The sequence below is a fragment of the Nonomuraea sp. NPDC003754 genome, from assembly GCF_053605785.1.
This window is the reverse complement of the sequence record NZ_JBSGJX010000009.1, coordinates 22,213-40,789: the sequence shown is the minus strand read 5'-3', so window position 1 is coordinate 40,789 and position 18,577 is coordinate 22,213. Positions and strand designations below refer to the sequence as shown.

Sequence of the window (18,577 nt, the reverse complement as noted above, 5' to 3'; positions counted from 1 at the left end):
GTTCAGCACCTGCCACAGCGCGGCGGCTCGCTGGACGGCATGCTCACCGAGCTCGCGCTGGTCGACACGAGCACGCGCTCGTGCCGGTCCCCGGGCATCTGTCGTACGAGGAGGCCGTCACACTGCCCTGTGCCGCGGTCACGGCCTGGAACGCCCTGACCGGGGACGGCGACGGGCTGCGTGCGGGCCAGACCGTGGTCGTCCAGGGCTCGGGCGGGGTGTCGCTGTTCGCGCTCCAGCTGGCCAAAGGCGCTCGGCGCTTGGGTGATCGCCACGACCAGCGGTCCTGCCAAGGCCGCCCGCCTGCTCGAGATCGGCGCCGACGATGTCATCGACTACCGGGCCACGCCTGACTGGCCCGCGCGGGTTCGGGAGCTGACCGGCGGGCAGGGCGCCGACCGTGTCGTCGACGTCGCAGGGCTGGTGGACCAGTCGCTCAAGCTGTGGCGATCGGAGGCCATGTCGCCTGCGTGGGCTTCGTCGCCGATACGGCGGCGCCACTCGATTCCCGGGTGCTGTTCGCCGTGGGCGCGACCGTGCGTGCTGTCGCCGTCGGCAGCCGCGCACAGTTTCTCGCGATGAACCATGTCATCGACGTCAACCGGATCCACCCGGTCATCGACCGTGTGTTCTCCTTCGACGACGCCCCCGACTCCTACCGCTACTACGCCTCGGATGACGCGCTGGGAAAGGTGGTCATCCGGCTCTCGCCTGCCGCCTGAACCGCGAAAGCGGACGGAAGCTCTAGGACGCGCGTACACGGGCCACGACCAGGGACGTGAGGACCGCGAGGAGCGCACCGAACCACAGGACCGACTCGCGAGTCGTGGCGCTACCCGACGGCCACTCGCTGGCCGGACGCGACACGGTGTCCCTCGCCGACCTGGCCGGCGAGCCCGTCATCTGCCCCGACGTCTCCGTCTCGGCGGAGTCGGAACGCCACTGGATCGCCGATCCGCGCCCCGACGGCACCCCCGCTCCGCGCGGCCCTGCCGTCGCTCAGATCGAGGGCTGCCTGCTGATGGTCGCCCGCGGGCGCGGGATCTGGCCGGCACCCGAGCCGCTGAGCCGATGGGCTCCGGCGCCCGGCGTCCGGTGGCTCCCCCTCACCGGCGCCGAGCCCTACGAGCTGGCCGTCGTGTGGACGCCGCGGGCACCGGAATCCCTCGTGGCCAGACTGGTCGCCGAGATCAGAAAGATCATCGCCTGAGCGACGGCGACGCCGCGCTGTCGTGCGCGGTGCGGTGGCGCAGATCCGCCAGGTCGAGCAGACCCGGGCCGAGACCGGCGCCCTGACCGGACGACCGCGCGACCTCGGACAAGCGGGCCGAGCACTGGCGGGTCACCCGTAGCCCGGGCGCCGGAGGCGTGTCAGGGGCGCGGGGCGATGCCTTCGATCTCCACCAGCAGGTCCGACCGGCAGATGTCGACGGTGAAGTAGGCGATCTCCGCCCTGTCGGAGAAGGCCTGCTCGCACTTGGCGGCGACGAGCGGGACGTCCTCCTCGTGACGGACGTAGACCTTGACGAAGCGGAGGTCCTTCAGGGTCCGGCCGTCATCGATCCCGTGGGCCAGCAGGTTCTCCCGGCCGATGACCGTCGCGATGTTGCCGAGGGTCACGTCGCACTGCTTCTCGACGTCGCCCGCGTGAACCGTCCGGTGGCCGAGGATGCCGGCCGTACCGGCGACGAAGAGGTCACCGGCGCCCCCGAGGCCGCTCGGAGTGAAGCAGGTGGCGCGGGCGAACTTCGGCGGGCGAGGACCGTACCGGTGCGGATAGGACGGGGCGGGCACCTGCAGCGGGTTTTCGATGTTGCGCGCCCGCCCGCTCCGCGACGCCAACAGGTACCAGCTGATGCCGCCGCCCAGCGCGCCGACCCCGGTCGCGGCCGGCATGGCTTCGGCTCGCCCGAGAAGGCGATCCACCGCCTCTGCCCGGCCGAGGCAGAAGTCCCGGTAGACCTCCAGGCCGTCCGGGTTGGGGCGGTTGATGTCGGTGATGAACTGCCAGATCCGCATGACGGTGGGGTAGTCGAGTTTGGCGAGCAGATCGAAGGCCGTCCGGTAGGCGTCGCGGACCGGCTCCCGGTACGACCTGTTGGCCGGGACCTGGCCGGCGCAGAAGAGGTACTCGCCGTCGTGGGCGTAGACCAGGTCCTGGTACATGCCTGACGTGACGGGAGCATCCGTCTCCCACACCTCGGTGACGTGGCTGTTCCCGTCCTTGGCCAGGTGGACACCCATGTCGGCCACGCCTGCGCGGATCGCGGGAGCACGGTGGTGGTCCATGAACGCGATCCGGCCGAGGACGTGACGTCCGGAGGGCGCCGGTTCGCCGGAAGGGAGTAATCGGCAGTGGAGTCCGTTCGGGTGTGTCGTCATGTGCGCCGCCTCCCGCCGGTCAGCGTGCCGCCTGAGCCCGTAGTCGCCGCCGGCTGAGCTTGCCCGTGGAGGTTCGCGGCAGCTCGGTCACGAAGACGATCTCCGATGGCACCTTGTACCAGGTCAGCCGCTCCTTGGCCGAGTCGGACAAGTCGCTGCGTATCGCGGCGTGATCGCTCTCGTCGCCCTTGGCGATGACGTAGGCCAGCAGCCTCGACGTGCCGTCCTCGGCCCGTGTCGAGCAGACCGCCGCCTCGATCACCAGCGGATGCTGCGCCAGGACGTCCTCGATCTCCGCGGGGTGCACGTTCTGCCCGCCGACGATCTCGATGTCGTCGGCTCTGCCGTGGATCCGGATGTAGCCGTCGTCGTCCATGGTCGCCGTGTCACCCGTGGGCCACCACGTGCCCTCGCCGTGCCGGGGCACGTCCGACGGGGAGCCGATGCCGGGAGCGATGGTGGGCCCGGCGACCTCCAGGTTGCCTTCCGCCCCGGCGGGCACGGGTTCGCCCGCGTCGTCGACCAGCCGTACCCGGAACGGGGGCAGGCAGCGGCCGACCGTGCCTTCCCTGGCCTCCGCGAGGCTGTTCGCGGCGAACACCTGCCCCACCTCCGTGGTGCCGAGGACATTGAGCAGCCGTCCCCCCAGCACCTCCCGCAGGCCGGCCGCCAGGCCCGGGGCGAGCACCTCGCCGGCGGTGACGGCCAGCCGGAGGCCGGCCAGTGGCGACAGGTCCGGCTCGGCGAGCAGCCTGGCGTAGAAGCTCGGCTGGGCGTAGAACACGGTGACGCCGAGGTCGCGCATCGCGGCGAGCGCGGCGGCGGGCGCAGGCCGTTCCGCCGCGAGTACGGCGGCGCTCCCGCTGAGCAGCGGGTAGAGGAGCGTGTTTCCGAGCCCGTACGAGAAGTACATGCGGGACACGGACAGGCTCACGTCGTCGGGCCGCAGGTCCAGGACCCGGCCGAACGCGGAGGCGAAGACGTGGGGGTCGCCGTGCGTGTGGAAGCACAGACGGGGGCGTCCGGTGGTCGTTCCCGAGGTGAGGAGGGCGATGCCGGGGGTGTCCGGGCCGCATGCGGCCGCGGCGGGCGCCGGAACCTGTCCGGGCTCGGCCGGGATCAGGGCCGGTGTGACCGTGGCGCCGTCGAAGACGTCGGCGATGCGCGGGTCGGCGATGGTGAGCTTCGGCCGCGCGAGCTCGGCCGTCTGCCGCAGCTCGTCGGGGTGGAGGTCGGCGTTGACCAGCGCGACGATCGCGCCGATACGGAGCGTGCCGAGAATGGTCCAGATCAGGTCGATGCCGTCGGGCAGCGACGCCAGCACCCGGTCTCCCCTGCGGACGCCGGAGGCGGACAGGAACCCGGCCACCCGCTCGGCCCCGGCGAAGACGTCGGCGTACCGGTGGACGGTGCTTGCGGTGAGATATGCCGGGCGGTCGAGCCATCCCTGATCATGAGCGGTTCGCGCGAGATGTTCGGTGAGATTGCGGTCGTCCGTCATCAGACATCTCCTGTGATCGTCAGAACACGTTCGCTGTCCCACCCCTGTTTGTGATCTTCGCGAGCTTTCTACATCGCCTGACTCGGCAGCGTCAAGGGTGTGGAGTCGACGGTAACGGGACGGCGACGGCACGTGCCGGCCGGGGACGCCCCGGGTGGGACGATCGGTGCCGGGCAGGACGAAAATGGCGAGCCCCCGTCAGGGTGGGACGAGTGCCGGGCAGGGCGAAAACGGCGAGCCCCCGCCAGGACGCGTCGGATACATTGCGGCGCTATGGACATCACCCCGCGCAACCCGACCGAAGGCGTCTACCCCGCCACCGCCGACTACGTGCACGCCATCGAGGTCAGCGGGGCCCAACGGCTGCTGTTCGTCGCGGGCACGATGGGCCTTGACCCTCAGGGCGTCCCCGGCGCCACCCTGGAGGACCAGCTGGAGCTCATCTGGTCCAACATCCGCGCCATCCTCGCCTCCGCCGGGATGACCGTCGACAACATCGTGCGGCTCACCAGCTACCTGCGCGACCCCTCCTATGCCGAAGCCAACGCCAAGGCGAGGGTAGCGGCGCTCGGCGGCCGTCCCGTGCCGACGACCGCGATCGTGGCGCAGACCCTCGTCACCGAGTGGCTGGTCGAGATCGAGATCATCGCCGCCGCCTGAGCGGGGGGAGCGGGTACCGCGGCCTGAGCGGAGGAGCGGGAAGCAGCCGGTACGGCAGGCCGGGGTAAGGGGAAGCGACGGGTACGGCAGGCCCGGGTACGGCAGGCCAGCCCCGGATACGGCAGGCTCGGGTACGGCAGGCCCGGGAAGGGCAGGGCCCGGGAAGGGCCAGCCCCGGGTACGGCAGGCCCGGGGACGGGGAGCGGGAAGGGCGGGTGCGGCAGGCCGGAAGTGGGGGAGTCGGTGGGCCCTCAGCGGTCGAACCAGGCCCTTCCCGACGGCGGGCCCAGCAGGAGGCCGACCACCACGACGGGCACGACCAGCTGCGGGTTGACAAGCGTGAAGACGTCGACGCCGGACTCCGCGAGCGTCTTGGCCAGCCCCGCGGCGAAGACCGCGGCCTCCAGCGCCACGACCGCGAGAAGGACACGCCGCCTGCGGGAGGAGACCCGGTCGGCCAGGATCCAGCCGCAGACCCCGGCCGCGAGCGCCGCGGACACCAGCGTCCAGGCGATCCACGGCGCGTCGGACGTCCCCACGAGCAGCCCACCCATGAACACCGCGCCTACGGCGGCCAGCGCCGACTGGATCGTCAGAAGCAGGCAGGCGATGTCCACGGGTCTCGGCATCCGCTGTTTCCGGTCCACGGGCAGATCATCCGCGCCGCGGCCGCGTGAGGGCAACATCCCCGCGACCGTCCTGTGACGGCGGAGAGCAAGAGGCCCTCGCGGATGGGGCCGGCAGGATCCATCGGCGCCCTCGGTCGCGAGCCCACCCATCCCAGCCGCAGGCGGCGCTCACCCCCAGCGCGCCCCACCCCAGCCGTAAGCGCACGCGAGGGGGCGCTGATCGAGGGGGCGGTGCGACTCTGCCGGCGGGCATCGAACCGCAGAAGAAGGCCGCCTGACCCCTACTGCCCGCCCGCGGCGGCCCGCCTCTCGGCCATCGCCTCGCGGCGCTCCTGCGCCCTGGCCGCCTTTTCGTGCTTGAGCAGGGCGCGGACGCCGAGCAGGAAGGCGGTGGCCACGATCGCGGGCGGCGCGAGGGCCGAGAAGACCTCGAACATACAGATCACCGTTTGGGGTCGGCGGACAAGGGTTCATCCAGGATATGACGCCTGCCCGTCGGTGCCTCCCCCCGCCCGGTCCGTAACGCGGCTTCCGGACGGCCGGAGCCGCCGCCGCTAGCGCGCGATGTCCGGCTCGCCCGCCGTGAGCTCGCCGAAGAGCTCCAGGGCGGCCTGCCGGACGTCGACGGGATCGAGGCCGTCGAGCACGTTCCTGGCGTGCTCGGCGTCCCTGGTGGTCGCCAGCGTGATGGCGACGGAGTGGGCGGCGGTACGGCTGAGCGACCCGGCGGGCGCGCGGTCGGCGAGCTCCTGGGCGCGCGCGGCGAGGTCGAGGTTGTCCGTCATAACCGCACGTTATAGAGGAACACGGCCGGTGACGTCCAGCTCCGCGAGATCCGTGATGACCACGTGGGCGCCAAGTTCCTTGAAGGCCAGCCCGGCCCGGTCGATCGCCACGACCTGCCCGAAACCGGCGCGGGCCGCCGCCTCGATCCCCGGCAGCGTGTCGCCGACCACGGCGGCCCGCTCCGGCGGGACGTCCAGCAGCCTGGCGGCCTCCTCGAAGGAGGCGGGGCCCGGCTGGTCGTGCCGGCCGTCGATGACGACGTCGAACAGGTGCATGAGCCCCGCCGCCGTGATCACCTTGCGGCAGTGCGCGCTCGCCGAGACGCCGGCCGTACGGCAGCCGCGGTGGCGCAGCTCGTGCAGCAGGCCGACGGCCGACGGGAAGGCCGCCACGCCGTACCGCTCGATCTGTTCGACGAAGATCCGGTCCTTGGCGCTCCCGAGCGCGGCCACCTCCTCCTCGCCGGGCCTGATCCCGCGCGAGGCGAGGAAGGTGCGGACCCCGTCGAGACGGGTGCGCCCGTCGACGTGACAGAGGTAGTCCTCGCGCACGTCGAACGGCGTCGAGGAGACGGCGCGCAGGTAGGGGTCGAAGACGCTCTTCCACGCCGCGGCGTGCACCCGGGCCGTGTCGGTGACCACCCCGTCGGTGTCGAACACCACGGCCCTGATACCGCTCAGATCGATCGCTGCCACATCTGTGACGCTACGCCTTGACACGCTCCCAGGGGAGAGCCATCTCTGGTAGGTGCGCGTGCTGCTGATCACGGTCGTGGTGATGACGCTCGGCGTGCTCGCCGCCGCCGCCGTCTCGCTCCTGATCCTCATCCAGCCTCCCGACTTCCGGCCTCCCGACTTCCGGCCTCCCGACTTCCGGCCACCCGGAGGAGGAGCCGGCCGGTGAGCCGCCCGGAGGAGGAACCGACCCATGAGTCGCCGGGACGAGGAGCGGGCTCGTGAGTCGCCAGGACGAGGAGCCCGCGGAGGAGCCCCTGACGAGGAACCGGCCGGTGCGGTCGGGCGCGGCGACCACACCGGGCCGGAGACCGGCCGCGCTCAGAAGGCGACGGGCAGCCGCTTCAGCCCGTAGACGATGGCCATCTCCCTGAAGGGCACCTCGTCGTACGGCACCGCGAGCCGCAGCTCAGGGAAGCGACGCAGCAGTGCCGGGTAGGCGATGCGCATCTCCATCTGCGCCAGCGGGGCGCCGATGCAGCGGTGGATGCCGTGCCCGAAGGCCAGGTGGGAGGGCGCCTCCCGCATCGGCTTGACGGTGTCGATGTCGGTGCCGAGCGCCGGGTCGCGGTTGGCCGCGGCCAGCGAGCACAGCACCATCTCGCCCTTGGCGATCGGCTGCCCGGCCAGCTCCAGGTCCTCGCGGGCGAAGCGGGGGAAGGCGACCTGGACCACGCTCATGTACCGCAGCAGCTCCTCCACCACCCTGGTGACGTGCTCGCCGCCCTCGCGCACCCTGGCCAGCTCGTCGGGGTTCTGCAGCAGCCACAGCGTGCCCAGCGCGAGCATGCTGGTGCTGGTGTCGTGCCCGCCGGTCAGCAGGCCGTCGGCGAACCCCGCCAGCTCCTTGTCGGAGATCTCGTCGCCGTGGTCGCGCACCAGCTGCCCGAGCAGCCCGTCACCGGGGTTCTTGCGCTCCCTCTTGGCCAGCTCGGTGAGGAAGGCCATCGACTCGTTGACCGCCGCGAGCGAGGCCTCCGGGCCCGCGGAGAAGTCGAACCGGTCCGTGCTCAGGCGCAGGAAGTCGGACCGCTCCTCGTACGGCACGCCGAGCAGCTCGCACACCACCAGCGACGGGATCGGCAGCGCGAACTCCTCCACCAGGTCCACGGGCGAGCCCTTGCGCTCCATGGTGTCGAGGCAGCCGGTCACGATCTCCTCGATCCGCGGCTCCAGGCGGCGCAGGCGGCGCATCGTGAACTCGGGCGTCAGGTAGCGGCGCAGCCTGGTGTGCTCGGGCGGGTCGCGGAAGCCGAGACCGCCGGGATCCTCCTGGGTGGCCCCCATGCCGATCACGTTGCCGAAGTCGTTGCTGAACTTTCCCGCGTCGCCCAGGACGGCTTTCACGTCCTCGTAGCGGGTGACCAGCCACACGGTCTGCCCGCCGGGGATCCGCATGGGGTAGGCGGCTTGCTCCGTGCGGATGCGGGCCAGCTCGGCGACCGGATCGAAACCTTCGCGCATGAACTGCACGAGCGGGAACTCATTATCAGACACGTGTGACAGCGTAGGGGGGCAGGTCGTCGGTTATGTGATCCCCTGGTAGGAATTGCGGCTCATCCCGGGGGCGGAAGATCGGTCGGCCGCTCGTAGCCCTCGTCCCCGCCGTACACCTCCTGGTCCGGGTCCTGCTCCGGCTGGTTGGCCGGGTCGCTGGGCGAGGGGCTGTGCTCGTCGGCGAAGTCCGGCTCGTCTTCTGGTGCGAGGTTCGACATGCCCGCTCCCTACCCCCGGGCGAGGGCGGAAGTCCCGACGTGGTGGCGAAACCGCCGGCCGCACACCCCAACACCTCGGTTTCGCATACAAGAAGCCGACATTCTGCGATGATCTCGTCGATATACAGTCGGACATCGAGACTGACGGAAAGTGACTGATGCCTCTCATCGAGCAAGCCGCCACTTTCGCGTCGGAGCACCCGGTCAGCGCGGCGCTGGTCTGCCTGCTGGCCCTGATCGCCCTGGCGCTCGCCTTCCTGGCCCTTCGCGTCGTCCTCCGGGTGGGGGCGCGCTTCTACCTTCAGGTGATAGCTCCCCGCCCGATCGAGGACATCCTCACCGTCGTCGCCGCCTCCATCGCCACGGGCGTGTCCGCCCAGGGCATGTGGCGCTTCTCCGGCGACGTGCTCGGCCTCGACGGGCCGCTCAGGCTGCTGCTGTTCGCCTTCATCGAGGTGGCGATCGTCACCTCGGCCGTGCGCGCCCGGCGCAACATGAGGGAGAACTTCTCGGCGGGCATCGACGGCATCGCCGTGTGGGCGCTGACCTGCCTGACCGCGGTGCTGTCCAGCATGGACGCGCGCAGCCTGGCCGAGGCGGTCTTCCGCCTGGCCGCGCCGCTGGTGGCCGCGTGGCTGTGGGAGCGCGGCATGGCCATCGAACGGCACCGCATCCGCGGCACCGGCCGCATCAACTGGCGCTTCACGCCGGAGCGGGTGCTGGTGCGCATGGGGCTGGCCGAGGTGTCCGACCGTACGGCCAGCGAGGTCGACGCCCACCGCAGGCTCACCCGCGTCGCGCTGGCCGCCAAGAAGGCCCGCAGCCTGCGCGAGCAGGGCGCCTCCGAGCGCAAGCTGCGCGTGGCGATGGCCCGCCTCGACCGGGCGATGGACCAGGCGGTCGAGCACACCGGGCTGGCCGTCGACCCGGCCCGCCAGGAGGCGCTGCTGCAGCAGATCGCCGCCCTCTACAACACCGCCAAGCTCATCGACGCCGACCCCCGCGTGCCGTGGGCCGCCGAGACCGACCACCAGCCGGTGCCCGCCAGGCCCGCGCTGCCCCCGGCGCTGGCCCGCCTGGTCGAGGACGAGGACGAGGACGTCGCGGTCCTCGACACCACCCCGCAGGTCATGGACACCGCCCAGCGCGCCGCCCTGATGCGGGCCGCCCGCGAGTACTGGGACCGGCAGATCGCCAAGCGGATCGTGCCGCGCACGGTCGACATCGCCCAGGAGATCGGCATCTCGCTGGCGACCGCCAGGGAGTACCGGGCGCTGTGGAAGCTCGAACCGCAGGCGCACGCGCTGATCGAGGCCCTCTACCACGAGCACGGCATCGTGGACACCGGCACCTTCCCCGTCATCGCGCAGGAGGACCGTATCCTCGCCGGGTGAGCGAACCCGCGATGAGCCGCACCCTCGACCGGGTGCGGAAGCTGCTGGCCAAGGCCGAGGGCACCGACAACGAGCACGAGCGCGAGACGTTCATGGCCGCGGCGACGGCGTTGATGGCCAAGTACGGCATCGAGCGGGCGGCGCCGTCGGCGCCCTCGTCCGCCCGCGGCGTGCCCGCCGGCCGGGTCGTCACGCTCGGCGATCCGTGGGCGCGGGAGAAGGCCAGGCTGGTGTACCTGGTGTCGGAGGCGGTGCGCTGCCGTCCGGTGCTGATCGGCAAGGGGGACGGCGGGCAGCGGGTGCACGTGTTCGGGTTCGCGTCGGACCTGGAGCGGGCCGACCTGCTGGCCACCTCGTTGCTGCTGCAGATGGCCTCGGGGCTGGCCAGGGTGCCGGTGCCGGCCGACCGGGTGCGGGCCTACCGGCGCTCGTGGATGCTGGGGTTCACCGACGAGGTGTACCGGCTGCTGGTGGCGGCCGAGTCGCGGGCGGCCGCGTCCGGCGCGCCGGGCACCGAGCTGGTGCTGGCCGATCGAAGGGCCGAGGTGGAGCGGGCGGTGGCGGAGGTGTACCCGCGCATCAGGCGCAGCGTGCCGCGGATGAGCGGCACCGGCTACCGCGACGGGGTGGCCGCGGGGCGCCGCGCCGACCTGGCCCGCACCGCCGTACGGCCGGAGCCGGCGGTCCCGCTGGACCGGTGACCGGTGACCGGTGATGGGAGTCGGCGCGACGCGGTGGACCGGTGACCGGTGACCGGAGCCGGCGTGAGGCGCCGGGCGGGTGGGCCGTCCGGCGCGCCGACGCGGCCGGCGGTCAGCCGAGCGCGGCCGAGACGACCGCGCGGGCCTCCTCCTGCACCCGGGCCAGGTGCTCGGGCCCCTTGAACGACTCCGCGTAGATCTTGTAGACGTCCTCGGTGCCCGAGGGCCTGGCCGCGAACCAGGCGTTCTCGGTGGTCACCTTCACCCCGCCCAGCGGTGCCCCGTTGCCCGGCGCGTTGGTCAGCACCCCGGTGATCGGCTCGCCGGCCAGCGTGCCGGCGGTGATCTGCGACGCCGACAGCTTGGCCAGCACCGCCTTCTCCTCGCGGGTGGCCGGGGCGTCCACCCGCGCGTAGGCGGGCGAGCCGAACCGCGACGTCAGCGAGGAGTAGTGCTCGCTCGGCGACGACCCGGTCACCGCGAGGATCTCCGAGGCCAGCAGCGCCAGGATGATCCCGTCCTTGTCGGTGCTCCACGGCGAGCCGTCGCGCCGCAGGAACGAGGCCCCGGCGCTCTCCTCGCCGCCGAACCCGAGCGAGCCGTCCAGCAGCCCGGCGACGAACCACTTGAACCCGACGGGCACCTCGTACAGCTTGCGCCCGACGGACGCCGCCACCCTGTCGATCATGCTGCTGCTGACGAGGGTCTTGCCGACGCCCGCGTCGCCCGGCCATGAGGGACGGTGACCGTACAGGTAGGAGATGGCCACGGCCAGGTAGTGGTTGGGGTTGAGCAGGCCGGCGTCGGGGGTGACGACGCCGTGCCGGTCGGCGTCGGCGTCGTTGCCCGTGGCGATGTCGTAGGTGGAGCGGTTGGCGATCAGCGACGCCATGGCGTGAGGGGAGGAGCAGTCCATGCGGATCTTGCCGTCCCAGTCGAGCGTCATGAACCGCCACGTCGGGTCGGTGAGCGGGTTGACGACCGTGAGGTCGAGGCCGTGCCTGGCGGCGATCTCGCCCCAGTAGGCCACGCTCGCCCCGCCGAGCGGGTCGGCGCCGATGCGCACGCCGGCCGACCTGATCGCGTCGATGTCGATCACGCTGGGCAGGTCGTCGACGTAGGCGCCGAGGAAGTCGTAGCGCTCGCCGAGCGCGGGGGAGTACGGCACCCGCCGTACCTCCTTCAGGCCGCCCGCGATGAGCGCGTTGGCGCGGTCCTGGATCCAGGAGGTGGCGTCGGTGTCGGCCGGCCCGCCGTTCGGCGGGTTGTACTTGAACCCGCCGTCGCGCGGCGGGTTGTGCGACGGGGTGACCACGACGCCGTCGGAACCTGGATGGGTCAGGATCGCGTGGGAGACGGCGGGGGTGGGCGTGTAGCCGTCGCGGCTGTCGACGAGCACGGTCACGTCGTTGGCGGCGAACACCTCCAGCGCCGAGACCTTGGCCGGCTCCGACAGCGCGTGGGTGTCGGCGCCGAGGAACAGCGGCCCGGTGATGCCCTGCGCGGCACGGTACTCCACGATCGCCTGGCTGGTCGCCAGGATGTGGTCCTCGTTGAAGGCGGTGTCGAGGGACGAGCCCCGGTGACCCGAGGTGCCGAACGCCACGCGCTGCGACACCTCGGCGGGGTCGGGGTGCAGCGTGTAGTACGCGGTCACCAGGCGGGCCACGTCGACCAGGTCGGATGGCCGGGCGGGCTGTCCGGCGCGCTCATGCGTCATGAGATCCACCCTACAGACCGGGCTTGACGCAGACTAAACCTACCTGAATTATAGGGAATATGAGTCCTCGTCTGGCGAGCCTCGCGGTCGCGACGCTCCTCGCCGTGTCCGCCTGTGCCTCCCCCGCCGCGAAAGCGCAGGAGGGAGCCGTGCTCAAGCTGAAGGACCCGGGCAACGCCGGCCCGCTGGCCTACGCCAAGAAGCACGGGATCCTGGAGAAGCGCCTGGCCGCCGTCGGCGCCACGGTCGAGTGGGGCGGCACCTACGCCTCCTTCACCGCCACCGTCGACGCCGTCCGCTCCGGCTCGGTCAACGTCCTGGAAGGCGCGATCTCACCCGCCCTCGGCTACCTCGCCAACGGCAAGGACATCAAGATCTTCTCGATCACCGACCGGGTCACCGACCCCGCCGCGCCGAAGACGGACGGCCTCGTGGTGCCCGCCGGCAGCCCGGTCAGGGACGTCAAGGAGCTCGCCGGCAGGAAGGTCGCGGTCAACAAGGGCGGGCGGGGGGAGTACCTGCTGCTGCTCGCGCTGGAGCGGGCGGGCCTGCGCCCCGAGCAGGTGACCCGCGTCTACCTCAACCCCGACCAGGCCGCCTCCGCCTTCGCCACCGGCAAGGTCGACGCCTGGTGGGCGATCGTGCGCGCCTACCCGGAGGTCGTGGCCAAGGGCGCCAAGGTGCTGGTGCACAGCGATGACCTGCCCGACCGGGACCTGTCCATCCAGGCCGCGCGGGTGGAGCTGCTCCAGCGGCACCCCGAGGCGGTGCGGGTCTATCTCGACGTGCTGCGCGAGCTGACCACACAGGCCCAGACGGAGCCGGAGAGGTTCCAGAACGTCTTCCTCACCCAGGGCCCCACCGCCCTGTCCGGCGCGCGCCTGCAGGAGGAGCTGGCCAAGGCCAGGTACGCCCTCCCTCCGCGCCCGGCCACCGCCGCCGACGGCGCCTACGTCAAGGACGTGGCGGCCGTCTTCCACAAGTACGGCGTGCTGCCCGCCGCGCCGAACCCGGCCGACGTCATCTTCGAGCGGAAGGCGAGCCGATGACGACCACGCTGACCGGCGCCGAACCGGTCGCGGCGCTGGAGGAGCCGCGCTTCCTCGGCACGAGGCGGCGCCCGCCTGCCCTCAGCGCGGCCGTCAGGGGGTCGGTGCCGCTGCTCCTGCTGGCCGCCTGGTGGTACGGCTCGGCCGGCGGCGCCATCCCCTCCGACGTGCTGGCGGCTCCCGAGCAGGTCGCCGGCGCGCTCGGCGAGCTGGCGGGAACCGGCCAGCTGGGCGACTACCTGCTCGCCTCGGCCCACCGAGCAGGTCTCGGGGTCCTGCTCGGCGGCGGGCTCGGCCTGCTCCTCGGCGTGGTCGCGGGACTGTCCGCGCTCGGCGAGGAGCTGGTCGACCCCACCATGCAGATGAAGCGCGCCGTGCCCTTCCTCGCGCTGGTGCCGCTGTTCATCTCCTGGTTCGGGGTGGAGGAGACGTTCAAGGTCGTCCTCATCGCCGTGGCGGCGGCCGGCCCCATGTACGCCTACACCTACCTCGGCGTGCGCGGCGTCGACCGCAAGCTGGTCGAGGCGGCCAGGGGCTTCGGCCTGAAGGGGCCGGCGCTGGCCCTCGGCGTGGTCGTCCCGACCGCCCTGCCGAACATCCTCATGGCCCTGCGCGTGTCGCTGTCGGTCGCGCTCACCGGCCTCATCGCGGCCGAGCAGATCGGCGCCACCGAGGGCATCGGCTACCTCGTCACGCTCTCCCAGCAGTACTACCGCAACGACTACATGATCCTCTGCGTGGTGATCTACGCGGTGCTCGGGCTGGCCATCGACCTGGCCGTCCGCGGCGTCGAGAGGGTGAGCATGCCGTGGCGGCGGTGATCGTCAAGGAGCTAGGCAAGTTCTTCGGCGGCAGGACCGTCCTGAAGGACGTCAGCCTGGAGCTCGCGCGCGGGGAGTTCTTCGCCCTGCTCGGCCCGAGCGGCACGGGCAAGACGACGCTCCTGCGCGTCCTGGCGGGGCTGGAGCGGCCCGACGCGGGCACGGTGCTGGCGCCGCGCCGCCGTACGACGGTCTACCAGGAGCCCAGGCTGGTGCAGGCGCGCAGGGTGCTGGCCAACGTCACGCTGGGGCTGCCGCGCTCGGCCCGCGAGGCGGGACTGGCGGCGCTGGCGGAGGTGGGCCTGGCCGGGCACGCCGACGCGTGGCCCGCCACCCTGTCCGGTGGGGAGGCCCAGCGGGTCGCCCTGGCCAGAGCCCTGGTCAGGGAGCCGGAGCTGCTCCTGCTCGACGAGCCGTTCGCCGCCCTCGACGCGCTCACCCGGCTGCAGATGCAGGACCTCGTCGCCGAGCTGTGCGCCCGCCACCGGCCCGCCGTCGTGCTGGTCACCCACGACGTGGACGAGGCGGTACGGCTGGCCGACCGCGTCGCCGTCCTGCGCGACGGCGAGCTGGCCGTCGACCGCCGCATCGACCTGCCCCACCCGCGAGAGCGCGACGACCCCCGCTTCCTCGCCCATCGCGGCCTGTTCCTCTCCCACCTTGGAGTGCACGCATGAAGATCTGGTACACCCGCTGCCCGGTGCCGACGGCCTCCGGCCTGGCGCACAACCTGGGCTGGCTGGAGCAGGAGCTCGGCGAGATCGGCATCCTGCAGGACGCCCCGCCCGAGATCGCCAGGCACCACTTCGACCACGACCTGCTCGGCCTGTTCCGCGAGGGCGGGAACGTTCCCGCGCTGGCCGCCCGCGCGGAGGGCGCCCGCACCCGGCTGATCGGCCTGACCTGGATCGAGGAGTGGCAGTCGATCCTGGTCCGGCCCGGGTCGGGGATCGAGGACGCGGCCGGCCTGCGCGGCGCCCGCTTCGCGCTGCCTGCGTGGGCCGCCACCAGGGCCGAGAGCTTCCCCCGCGCGATGGCGCTGCACGGCGCCAAGGGCGCGCTGTCGCAGGCGGGTCTGACGCTCGACGACGTGACGTTCGTGGACGTGGAGATCGCCGGGCCCGGCGTCGGGCGCGGGGCGGGGGCCGGCCCGTGGTCATGGCCGGGCATCGAGGAGCTGGCCAGGGGCGAGGTGGACGCGGTGTACGTCAAGGGCGCCCGCGCCGCCGAGCAGGCTGCCGGGATCGGCGCGGTCGTGGCCGTGGACCTGGACGCCCACCCCGATCCGCGCACCCGCGTCAACAACGGCACGCCCAGGCCCATCACCGTGCACGAGGACCTGCTGGCCGAGCGCCCCGAGGTCGTCACCGGGTTCCTGGTGCAGACGCTGCGCGCCGCCGAGTGGGCGGCCACCAGCCTGGAGGAGGTGCGCGCCATCCTCGGCAGGGAGACCCGGTCGGGCCCGCGCGGCGTGACCACCGCCTACCGCGACGACTTCCACACCACGCTGCACCCCGACCTGTCGCCGGAGCGCCTGGACCTGCTGGGCGTGCAGAAGGACTTCCTGCGCCTGCACGGGTTCCTGGCCGCCGACGTCGACATCGACGCCTGGGCCGCCCACGAGCCGCTGGCCGCGGCGCGCGAGATCCTGGCGGGTGCGTGATGGCCGAGTTCTTCATCACGCTGCCCAGCAAGGGCCAGCGGCGCGGCGGCGACCACCTGCTGCAGGTGGGCAGGGCGGCCGAGCTGGCCGGCTACACCGGCGCCTACGCGCCCTTCGACCCCGAGGGGGAGGAGTCGCTGGTCATCGCCGCGGGGCTGCTCAGACAGACCAGGTACCTGCGGCTGCTGGCCGGCTTCCACCCCGGCATCGCCACCCCCGTCTACGCCGCCAAGGTCGCCGCCTCCCTGCAGCGATTCTCCGGTGACAGGCTCGACTGGCGCATCGACGTCGACCTCGACCCGGCCGTGGCCAGGGCGCACGGCGACTTCACCAAGGGCGCCGACCGCTACGCCCGCGCCGAGGAGTTCCTGACCATCGCCAAGGGCGTCTGGCACCAGCGCGACTACACCCATGAGGGCCGCTACTACCAGGTGCTGTCCGGCGGCTTCGCGGCGCCGCTGTCGGGGCGGGCCTTCCCGCGCGTCCACCTGTCGGGCACCTCGCCCGAGGCACTGGCCCTGTCGCTGCGGCACGCCGACGTCCACGTCTTCGACCACGGCGACGACCTGTCCCTCACCGCCGAGCTGCCGGGCCTCGCCTACGGCCTGCGCCTGGCCGTCCACGCGAGGGAGACCGAGAAGGAGGCCGCGCGCGACGGCTTCGACGGCCTCGCCGGCTCCTACGAGAGCATCGCCCGCCGGCTGCGGGACTACATCGACCAGGGCGTCGAGGTCTTCTACCTGGAGGCCACGCCGTACCTGGAGGAGACCTACCGTCTGGGCGAGCACCTGCTGCCGCTGCTGGCCAGGGAGGACGTCCATGCCGGTTGACATCTACTGGCGCATCGGCACCCACGGCGACCAGCCCTCGCTGCGCCGCCGCACGCCCTCCAGGGGAGACTGGGCGCCGCTCGCGCCCGGCAACCTCGCTCCCGGGGTGCGTGACGACTACAGCTACCTCGAGCACATGGCCGACGTGGCGCGGGCCGGCGAGGGGGCGGGCTTCGCAGGCGGGCTGCTGCCGTCCTTCCCCAACACCGACGATCCGTGGGCGACGGCCGCGAGCCTGGGCCGCGAGACCTCCACCTACCGGTTCATGATCGCTTTTCAGCCGGGGTTCCTGCACCCGGTGCAGGCGGCGCGGATGACCGCGACGCTGCAGCGGGCCACCGGCGGCCGGGTCGTCTACAACGTGATCTCCGGTGGCGGCGGGCCCGACCAGCTGTGGTGGGGCGACAAGGTCGGCCACGACGACCGCTACGCGCGCACCTCGGAGTTCCTCGACGTCCTGCGCGGCGTGTGGGGCGGCGCCCCGTACTCCTTCGACGGGCGGTTCTACCGCGTCGAAGGTGCGCGGCTGCCCGAACCGCTGCGGGGCCAGCCGTTCCCCGAGATCTACTTCTCCGGCTCCTCGCCGGCGGCCATCGAGGCCGCGGGACGGCACGCCGACTACTACCTGTCGTGGCTGGAGCCGTTCCACGCCCTGGAGGAGAAGTTCGCCCGGGTGCGCGAGCGCAGCCCCACCCCGCCGAAGTTCGCCGTGCGGATCGACGTGCTGGCCCGCGAGAGCGAGCGGGAGGCGTGGGCGGAGATCGAGCAGGGCTGGGACAACATCGACCCCTCGGTGCTGCGCGGTGCCACCGGCGACTCGATCGGCTGGCAGCGCAGCCAGTCGTTCGTCACCGGCCCGGTCACCGGCCACCGGGACCTGGAGGTCACGCCCAACGTGTGGGGCGGCTTCCACCTGCTGCGCGGCGGGCCCGCCTTCGGCCTGGTCGGCAGCTACGCGCAGGTCGCCGCGCGGCTCGACGAGCTGATCGCGCTCGGCGTCGGCGCCTTCATCCTGGCCGGCGTGCCTCACCTGGAAGAGGCCTACCGCGTCGGCGAGAACGTGCTCCCCCTCGTGAAAGGAATCTCCTGATGACCGTCCGTGTCGGCTACTTCCCTTCCAACAACTCCCTCTGGGTGCTGCGTCACCGCGGCGTCCTGGAGCGGACCCTGCCCGAGGTCGAGTGGGTGGACCTGCGCGACCTGCCCGCCGGGGAGCGCCCCTCGCCGGCCGAGGGGCTGCCCTCCCTGCACGGCGACCACCTCTTCGACGGCGGCTACGACTTCATCGGCACCGGCTCGACGCCGCCGGTCACCGCCCAGGCCAAGGGGCACGACATCGTCTACGTGGGCATCTCGGGCTCGCGGCACGAGAACGGCCGCCTGGTGACCAGGGCCGACTCCGGCATCGCCTCAGTCGCCGACCTCAAGGGCAGGAAGGTGGCGCTCGGGCACGGCTCGTGGCAGACGACGCTGCTGCTGTTCGCCCTGGACGAGGCCGGCCTGGCCTGGAGCGACATCGTCCCCGTCGACGCGGGCGTCGACGCCGCCCGGCTGCTGCTCGACGGCGAGGTGGACGCCTGGGTCGGCTCCTACCCGGCGCTCAGCCGGGTCGAGGACCGGACCAGGACGCTCGTGCGGACCGACGGCCTGTTCAGCCACCGCTCGCTCTGGTTCACCCGCCGTGACTTCGCCACCGAGCGCCCGGACGCGGTGAAGGCCATCGTCGCCGCGCTCCAGGAGTCCGACGACTGGATCACCCGCAACCACCGCGCCGCCGCCGAACTGTTCGCGGCCGACGACGGCGGCAGCGTCGACGACTGGGAGAACGCGCTGCGCAGGCGGCCGTTCGGGGCGGAGAAGGTCACGCCCGAGTTCGTCGCCGAGCAGCAGCGCGCCGCCGACCTGTTCCACGCCGCGGGCCTCATCGACAGGCGGATCCGCGTGGCCGACGCGGTGATCGACATCTAGCGGGTTAGACTCGCCGCATCCAGA

Annotated in this window: 23 protein-coding genes; 14 read left to right on the top strand and 9 right to left on the bottom strand. The window is 72.4% G+C overall.

All coding sequences use genetic code 11. The features are described 5' to 3' along the window. Positions 1–180 precede the first annotated feature (180 nt). Genes ACWEVS_RS13875 through ACWEVS_RS13865 form a run of 3 tightly spaced genes read left to right on the top strand, consistent with a single transcriptional unit; the run spans position 181 to position 1,210 of the window. Positions 181–582: a zinc-binding dehydrogenase gene (locus ACWEVS_RS13875; RefSeq protein WP_452551715.1), complete on the top strand. Its 402-nt coding sequence runs from the start codon at positions 181–183 to the stop codon at positions 580–582. After that, positions 471–722 carry a zinc-binding dehydrogenase gene (locus ACWEVS_RS13870; protein WP_452551713.1) on the top strand — a complete coding sequence of 84 codons (252 nt, stop codon included), beginning with the start codon at positions 471–473 and terminating at the stop codon, positions 720–722. Before ACWEVS_RS13875 ends, ACWEVS_RS13870 begins: the two co-directional genes overlap by 112 nt. Before the next feature lie 56 nt (positions 723–778). Continuing rightward, complete coding sequence (locus tag ACWEVS_RS13865; RefSeq protein ID WP_452551711.1) at positions 779–1,210, top strand: LysR substrate-binding domain-containing protein; 432 nt, start codon at positions 779–781, stop codon at positions 1,208–1,210. Between the two features lie 161 nt (positions 1,211–1,371). Here the strand turns inward: ACWEVS_RS13865 and ACWEVS_RS13860 are convergent, their stop codons facing one another. Next, positions 1,372–2,382 carry an FkbO/Hyg5 family chorismatase gene (locus tag ACWEVS_RS13860; RefSeq protein ID WP_452551709.1) on the bottom strand — a complete coding sequence of 337 codons (1,011 nt, stop codon included), beginning with the start codon at positions 2,380–2,382 and terminating at the stop codon, positions 1,372–1,374. Between the two features lie 19 nt (positions 2,383–2,401). Further along, complete coding sequence (locus ACWEVS_RS13855; protein WP_452551707.1) at positions 2,402–3,883, bottom strand: class I adenylate-forming enzyme family protein; 1,482 nt, start codon at positions 3,881–3,883, stop codon at positions 2,402–2,404. Positions 3,884–4,156: 273 nt separating this feature from the next. Between ACWEVS_RS13855 and ACWEVS_RS13850 the strand changes: the two genes are divergently transcribed. Then, complete coding sequence (locus tag ACWEVS_RS13850; RefSeq protein ID WP_449926240.1) at positions 4,157–4,543, top strand: RidA family protein; 387 nt, start codon at positions 4,157–4,159, stop codon at positions 4,541–4,543. 251 nt (positions 4,544–4,794) lie between these two features. Here the strand turns inward: ACWEVS_RS13850 and ACWEVS_RS13845 are convergent, their stop codons facing one another. The 4 genes from ACWEVS_RS13845 to ACWEVS_RS13830 all read right to left on the bottom strand — a co-directional run bounded on the left by ACWEVS_RS13845 (position 4,795) and on the right by ACWEVS_RS13830 (position 6,653). Next, positions 4,795–5,190: a hypothetical protein gene (locus ACWEVS_RS13845; protein WP_452551705.1), complete on the bottom strand. Its 396-nt coding sequence runs from the start codon at positions 5,188–5,190 to the stop codon at positions 4,795–4,797. A gap of 263 nt (positions 5,191–5,453) precedes the next feature. Continuing rightward, positions 5,454–5,609 carry a hypothetical protein gene (locus ACWEVS_RS13840; RefSeq protein ID WP_354912260.1) on the bottom strand — a complete coding sequence of 52 codons (156 nt, stop codon included), beginning with the start codon at positions 5,607–5,609 and terminating at the stop codon, positions 5,454–5,456. Positions 5,610–5,726: 117 nt separating this feature from the next. Beyond that, the gene (locus ACWEVS_RS13835; protein ID WP_354912257.1) at positions 5,727–5,957 is read right to left on the bottom strand and encodes a hypothetical protein; all 231 of its coding nucleotides are present in this window, start codon (positions 5,955–5,957) and stop codon (positions 5,727–5,729) included. A gap of 9 nt (positions 5,958–5,966) precedes the next feature. Next, positions 5,967–6,653, bottom strand: a complete 687-nt coding sequence (locus ACWEVS_RS13830) for an HAD family hydrolase (protein WP_449926249.1) — start codon at positions 6,651–6,653, stop codon at positions 5,967–5,969. 52 nt (positions 6,654–6,705) lie between these two features. Between ACWEVS_RS13830 and ACWEVS_RS13825 the strand changes: the two genes are divergently transcribed. Next, positions 6,706–6,861, top strand: coding sequence for a hypothetical protein (locus ACWEVS_RS13825; RefSeq protein WP_452551703.1), 156 nt, complete (start codon positions 6,706–6,708; stop codon positions 6,859–6,861). A gap of 152 nt (positions 6,862–7,013) precedes the next feature. On the opposite strand, the gene ACWEVS_RS13820 is transcribed toward ACWEVS_RS13825, so the two are convergent. Continuing rightward, a complete protein-coding gene (locus ACWEVS_RS13820; RefSeq protein WP_452551701.1) occupies positions 7,014–8,189 on the bottom strand; it encodes a cytochrome P450 in 1,176 nt (391 codons plus the stop codon). 59 nt (positions 8,190–8,248) lie between these two features. After that, positions 8,249–8,407, bottom strand: coding sequence for a hypothetical protein (locus ACWEVS_RS13815; protein ID WP_449926258.1), 159 nt, complete (start codon positions 8,405–8,407; stop codon positions 8,249–8,251). A 158-nt stretch (positions 8,408–8,565) separates the two neighbouring features. Between ACWEVS_RS13815 and ACWEVS_RS13810 the strand changes: the two genes are divergently transcribed. Both ACWEVS_RS13810 and ACWEVS_RS13805 read left to right on the top strand, forming a co-directional pair. Beyond that, positions 8,566–9,801: a hypothetical protein gene (locus ACWEVS_RS13810; RefSeq protein WP_354912244.1), complete on the top strand. Its 1,236-nt coding sequence runs from the start codon at positions 8,566–8,568 to the stop codon at positions 9,799–9,801. Continuing rightward, positions 9,798–10,502 (top strand): DUF2786 domain-containing protein, encoded by a 705-nt coding sequence (locus tag ACWEVS_RS13805; protein WP_449926262.1) that lies wholly within the window; start codon positions 9,798–9,800, stop codon positions 10,500–10,502. The genes ACWEVS_RS13810 and ACWEVS_RS13805 overlap by 4 nt, the downstream gene beginning before the upstream one ends. 112 nt (positions 10,503–10,614) lie before the next feature. Here ACWEVS_RS13805 and pgm read toward each other — a convergent pair whose 3' ends face one another. After that, complete coding sequence (pgm, locus tag ACWEVS_RS13800) at positions 10,615–12,222, bottom strand: phosphoglucomutase (alpha-D-glucose-1,6-bisphosphate-dependent) (protein ID WP_449926265.1); 1,608 nt, start codon at positions 12,220–12,222, stop codon at positions 10,615–10,617. Between the two features lie 59 nt (positions 12,223–12,281). Here pgm and ACWEVS_RS13795 point away from each other — a divergent pair, with 59 nt between their 5' ends. From ACWEVS_RS13795 to ACWEVS_RS13765, 7 genes are read left to right on the top strand one after another with little or no spacing between them, the layout of a single operon-like run. Next, on the top strand, positions 12,282–13,271 hold the full coding sequence (locus ACWEVS_RS13795; RefSeq protein ID WP_452551699.1) for an ABC transporter substrate-binding protein: 990 nt from the start codon (positions 12,282–12,284) through the stop codon (positions 13,269–13,271). Beyond that, on the top strand, positions 13,268–14,092 hold the full coding sequence (locus tag ACWEVS_RS13790) for an ABC transporter permease (RefSeq protein ID WP_452551697.1): 825 nt from the start codon (positions 13,268–13,270) through the stop codon (positions 14,090–14,092). The genes ACWEVS_RS13795 and ACWEVS_RS13790 overlap by 4 nt, the downstream gene beginning before the upstream one ends. Then, the gene (locus ACWEVS_RS13785) at positions 14,080–14,769 is read left to right on the top strand and encodes an ABC transporter ATP-binding protein (RefSeq protein ID WP_452551695.1); all 690 of its coding nucleotides are present in this window, start codon (positions 14,080–14,082) and stop codon (positions 14,767–14,769) included. Before ACWEVS_RS13790 ends, ACWEVS_RS13785 begins: the two co-directional genes overlap by 13 nt. Beyond that, positions 14,766–15,755 carry an ABC transporter substrate-binding protein gene (locus ACWEVS_RS13780; protein ID WP_452551693.1) on the top strand — a complete coding sequence of 330 codons (990 nt, stop codon included), beginning with the start codon at positions 14,766–14,768 and terminating at the stop codon, positions 15,753–15,755. Before ACWEVS_RS13785 ends, ACWEVS_RS13780 begins: the two co-directional genes overlap by 4 nt. Next, complete coding sequence (locus ACWEVS_RS13775; RefSeq protein ID WP_452551691.1) at positions 15,755–16,585, top strand: LLM class flavin-dependent oxidoreductase; 831 nt, start codon at positions 15,755–15,757, stop codon at positions 16,583–16,585. Before ACWEVS_RS13780 ends, ACWEVS_RS13775 begins: the two co-directional genes overlap by 1 nt. Then, complete coding sequence (locus ACWEVS_RS13770) at positions 16,575–17,675, top strand: LLM class flavin-dependent oxidoreductase (protein ID WP_449926281.1); 1,101 nt, start codon at positions 16,575–16,577, stop codon at positions 17,673–17,675. Before ACWEVS_RS13775 ends, ACWEVS_RS13770 begins: the two co-directional genes overlap by 11 nt. Further along, a complete protein-coding gene (locus ACWEVS_RS13765; RefSeq protein ID WP_452551689.1) occupies positions 17,675–18,553 on the top strand; it encodes an ABC transporter substrate-binding protein in 879 nt (292 codons plus the stop codon). The genes ACWEVS_RS13770 and ACWEVS_RS13765 overlap by 1 nt, the downstream gene beginning before the upstream one ends. Positions 18,554–18,577 lie beyond the last annotated feature (24 nt).

Excerpts from the sequence above, each read along its gene's own strand:
- ACWEVS_RS13775 (WP_452551691.1), top strand. The coding sequence starts at position 15,755 with ATGGCCGAGTTCTTCATCACGCTGCCCAGCAAGGGCCAGCGGCGCGGC.
- ACWEVS_RS13780 (WP_452551693.1), top strand. The coding sequence starts at position 14,766 with ATGAAGATCTGGTACACCCGCTGCCCGGTGCCGACGGCCTCCGGCCTG.
- ACWEVS_RS13815 (WP_449926258.1), bottom strand. The coding sequence starts at position 8,407 with ATGTCGAACCTCGCACCAGAAGACGAGCCGGACTTCGCCGACGAGCAC.
- ACWEVS_RS13850 (WP_449926240.1), top strand. The coding sequence starts at position 4,157 with ATGGACATCACCCCGCGCAACCCGACCGAAGGCGTCTACCCCGCCACC.
- pgm (WP_449926265.1), bottom strand. The coding sequence starts at position 12,222 with ATGACGCATGAGCGCGCCGGACAGCCCGCCCGGCCATCCGACCTGGTC.
- ACWEVS_RS13790 (WP_452551697.1), top strand. The coding sequence starts at position 13,268 with ATGACGACCACGCTGACCGGCGCCGAACCGGTCGCGGCGCTGGAGGAG.
- ACWEVS_RS13835 (WP_354912257.1), bottom strand. The coding sequence starts at position 5,957 with ATGACGGACAACCTCGACCTCGCCGCGCGCGCCCAGGAGCTCGCCGAC.
- ACWEVS_RS13840 (WP_354912260.1), bottom strand. The coding sequence starts at position 5,609 with ATGTTCGAGGTCTTCTCGGCCCTCGCGCCGCCCGCGATCGTGGCCACC.
- ACWEVS_RS13765 (WP_452551689.1), top strand. The coding sequence starts at position 17,675 with ATGACCGTCCGTGTCGGCTACTTCCCTTCCAACAACTCCCTCTGGGTG.
- ACWEVS_RS13795 (WP_452551699.1), top strand. The coding sequence starts at position 12,282 with ATGAGTCCTCGTCTGGCGAGCCTCGCGGTCGCGACGCTCCTCGCCGTG.
- ACWEVS_RS13855 (WP_452551707.1), bottom strand. The coding sequence starts at position 3,883 with ATGACGGACGACCGCAATCTCACCGAACATCTCGCGCGAACCGCTCAT.
- ACWEVS_RS13810 (WP_354912244.1), top strand. The coding sequence starts at position 8,566 with ATGCCTCTCATCGAGCAAGCCGCCACTTTCGCGTCGGAGCACCCGGTC.
- ACWEVS_RS13860 (WP_452551709.1), bottom strand. The coding sequence starts at position 2,382 with ATGACGACACACCCGAACGGACTCCACTGCCGATTACTCCCTTCCGGC.
- ACWEVS_RS13770 (WP_449926281.1), top strand. The coding sequence starts at position 16,575 with ATGCCGGTTGACATCTACTGGCGCATCGGCACCCACGGCGACCAGCCC.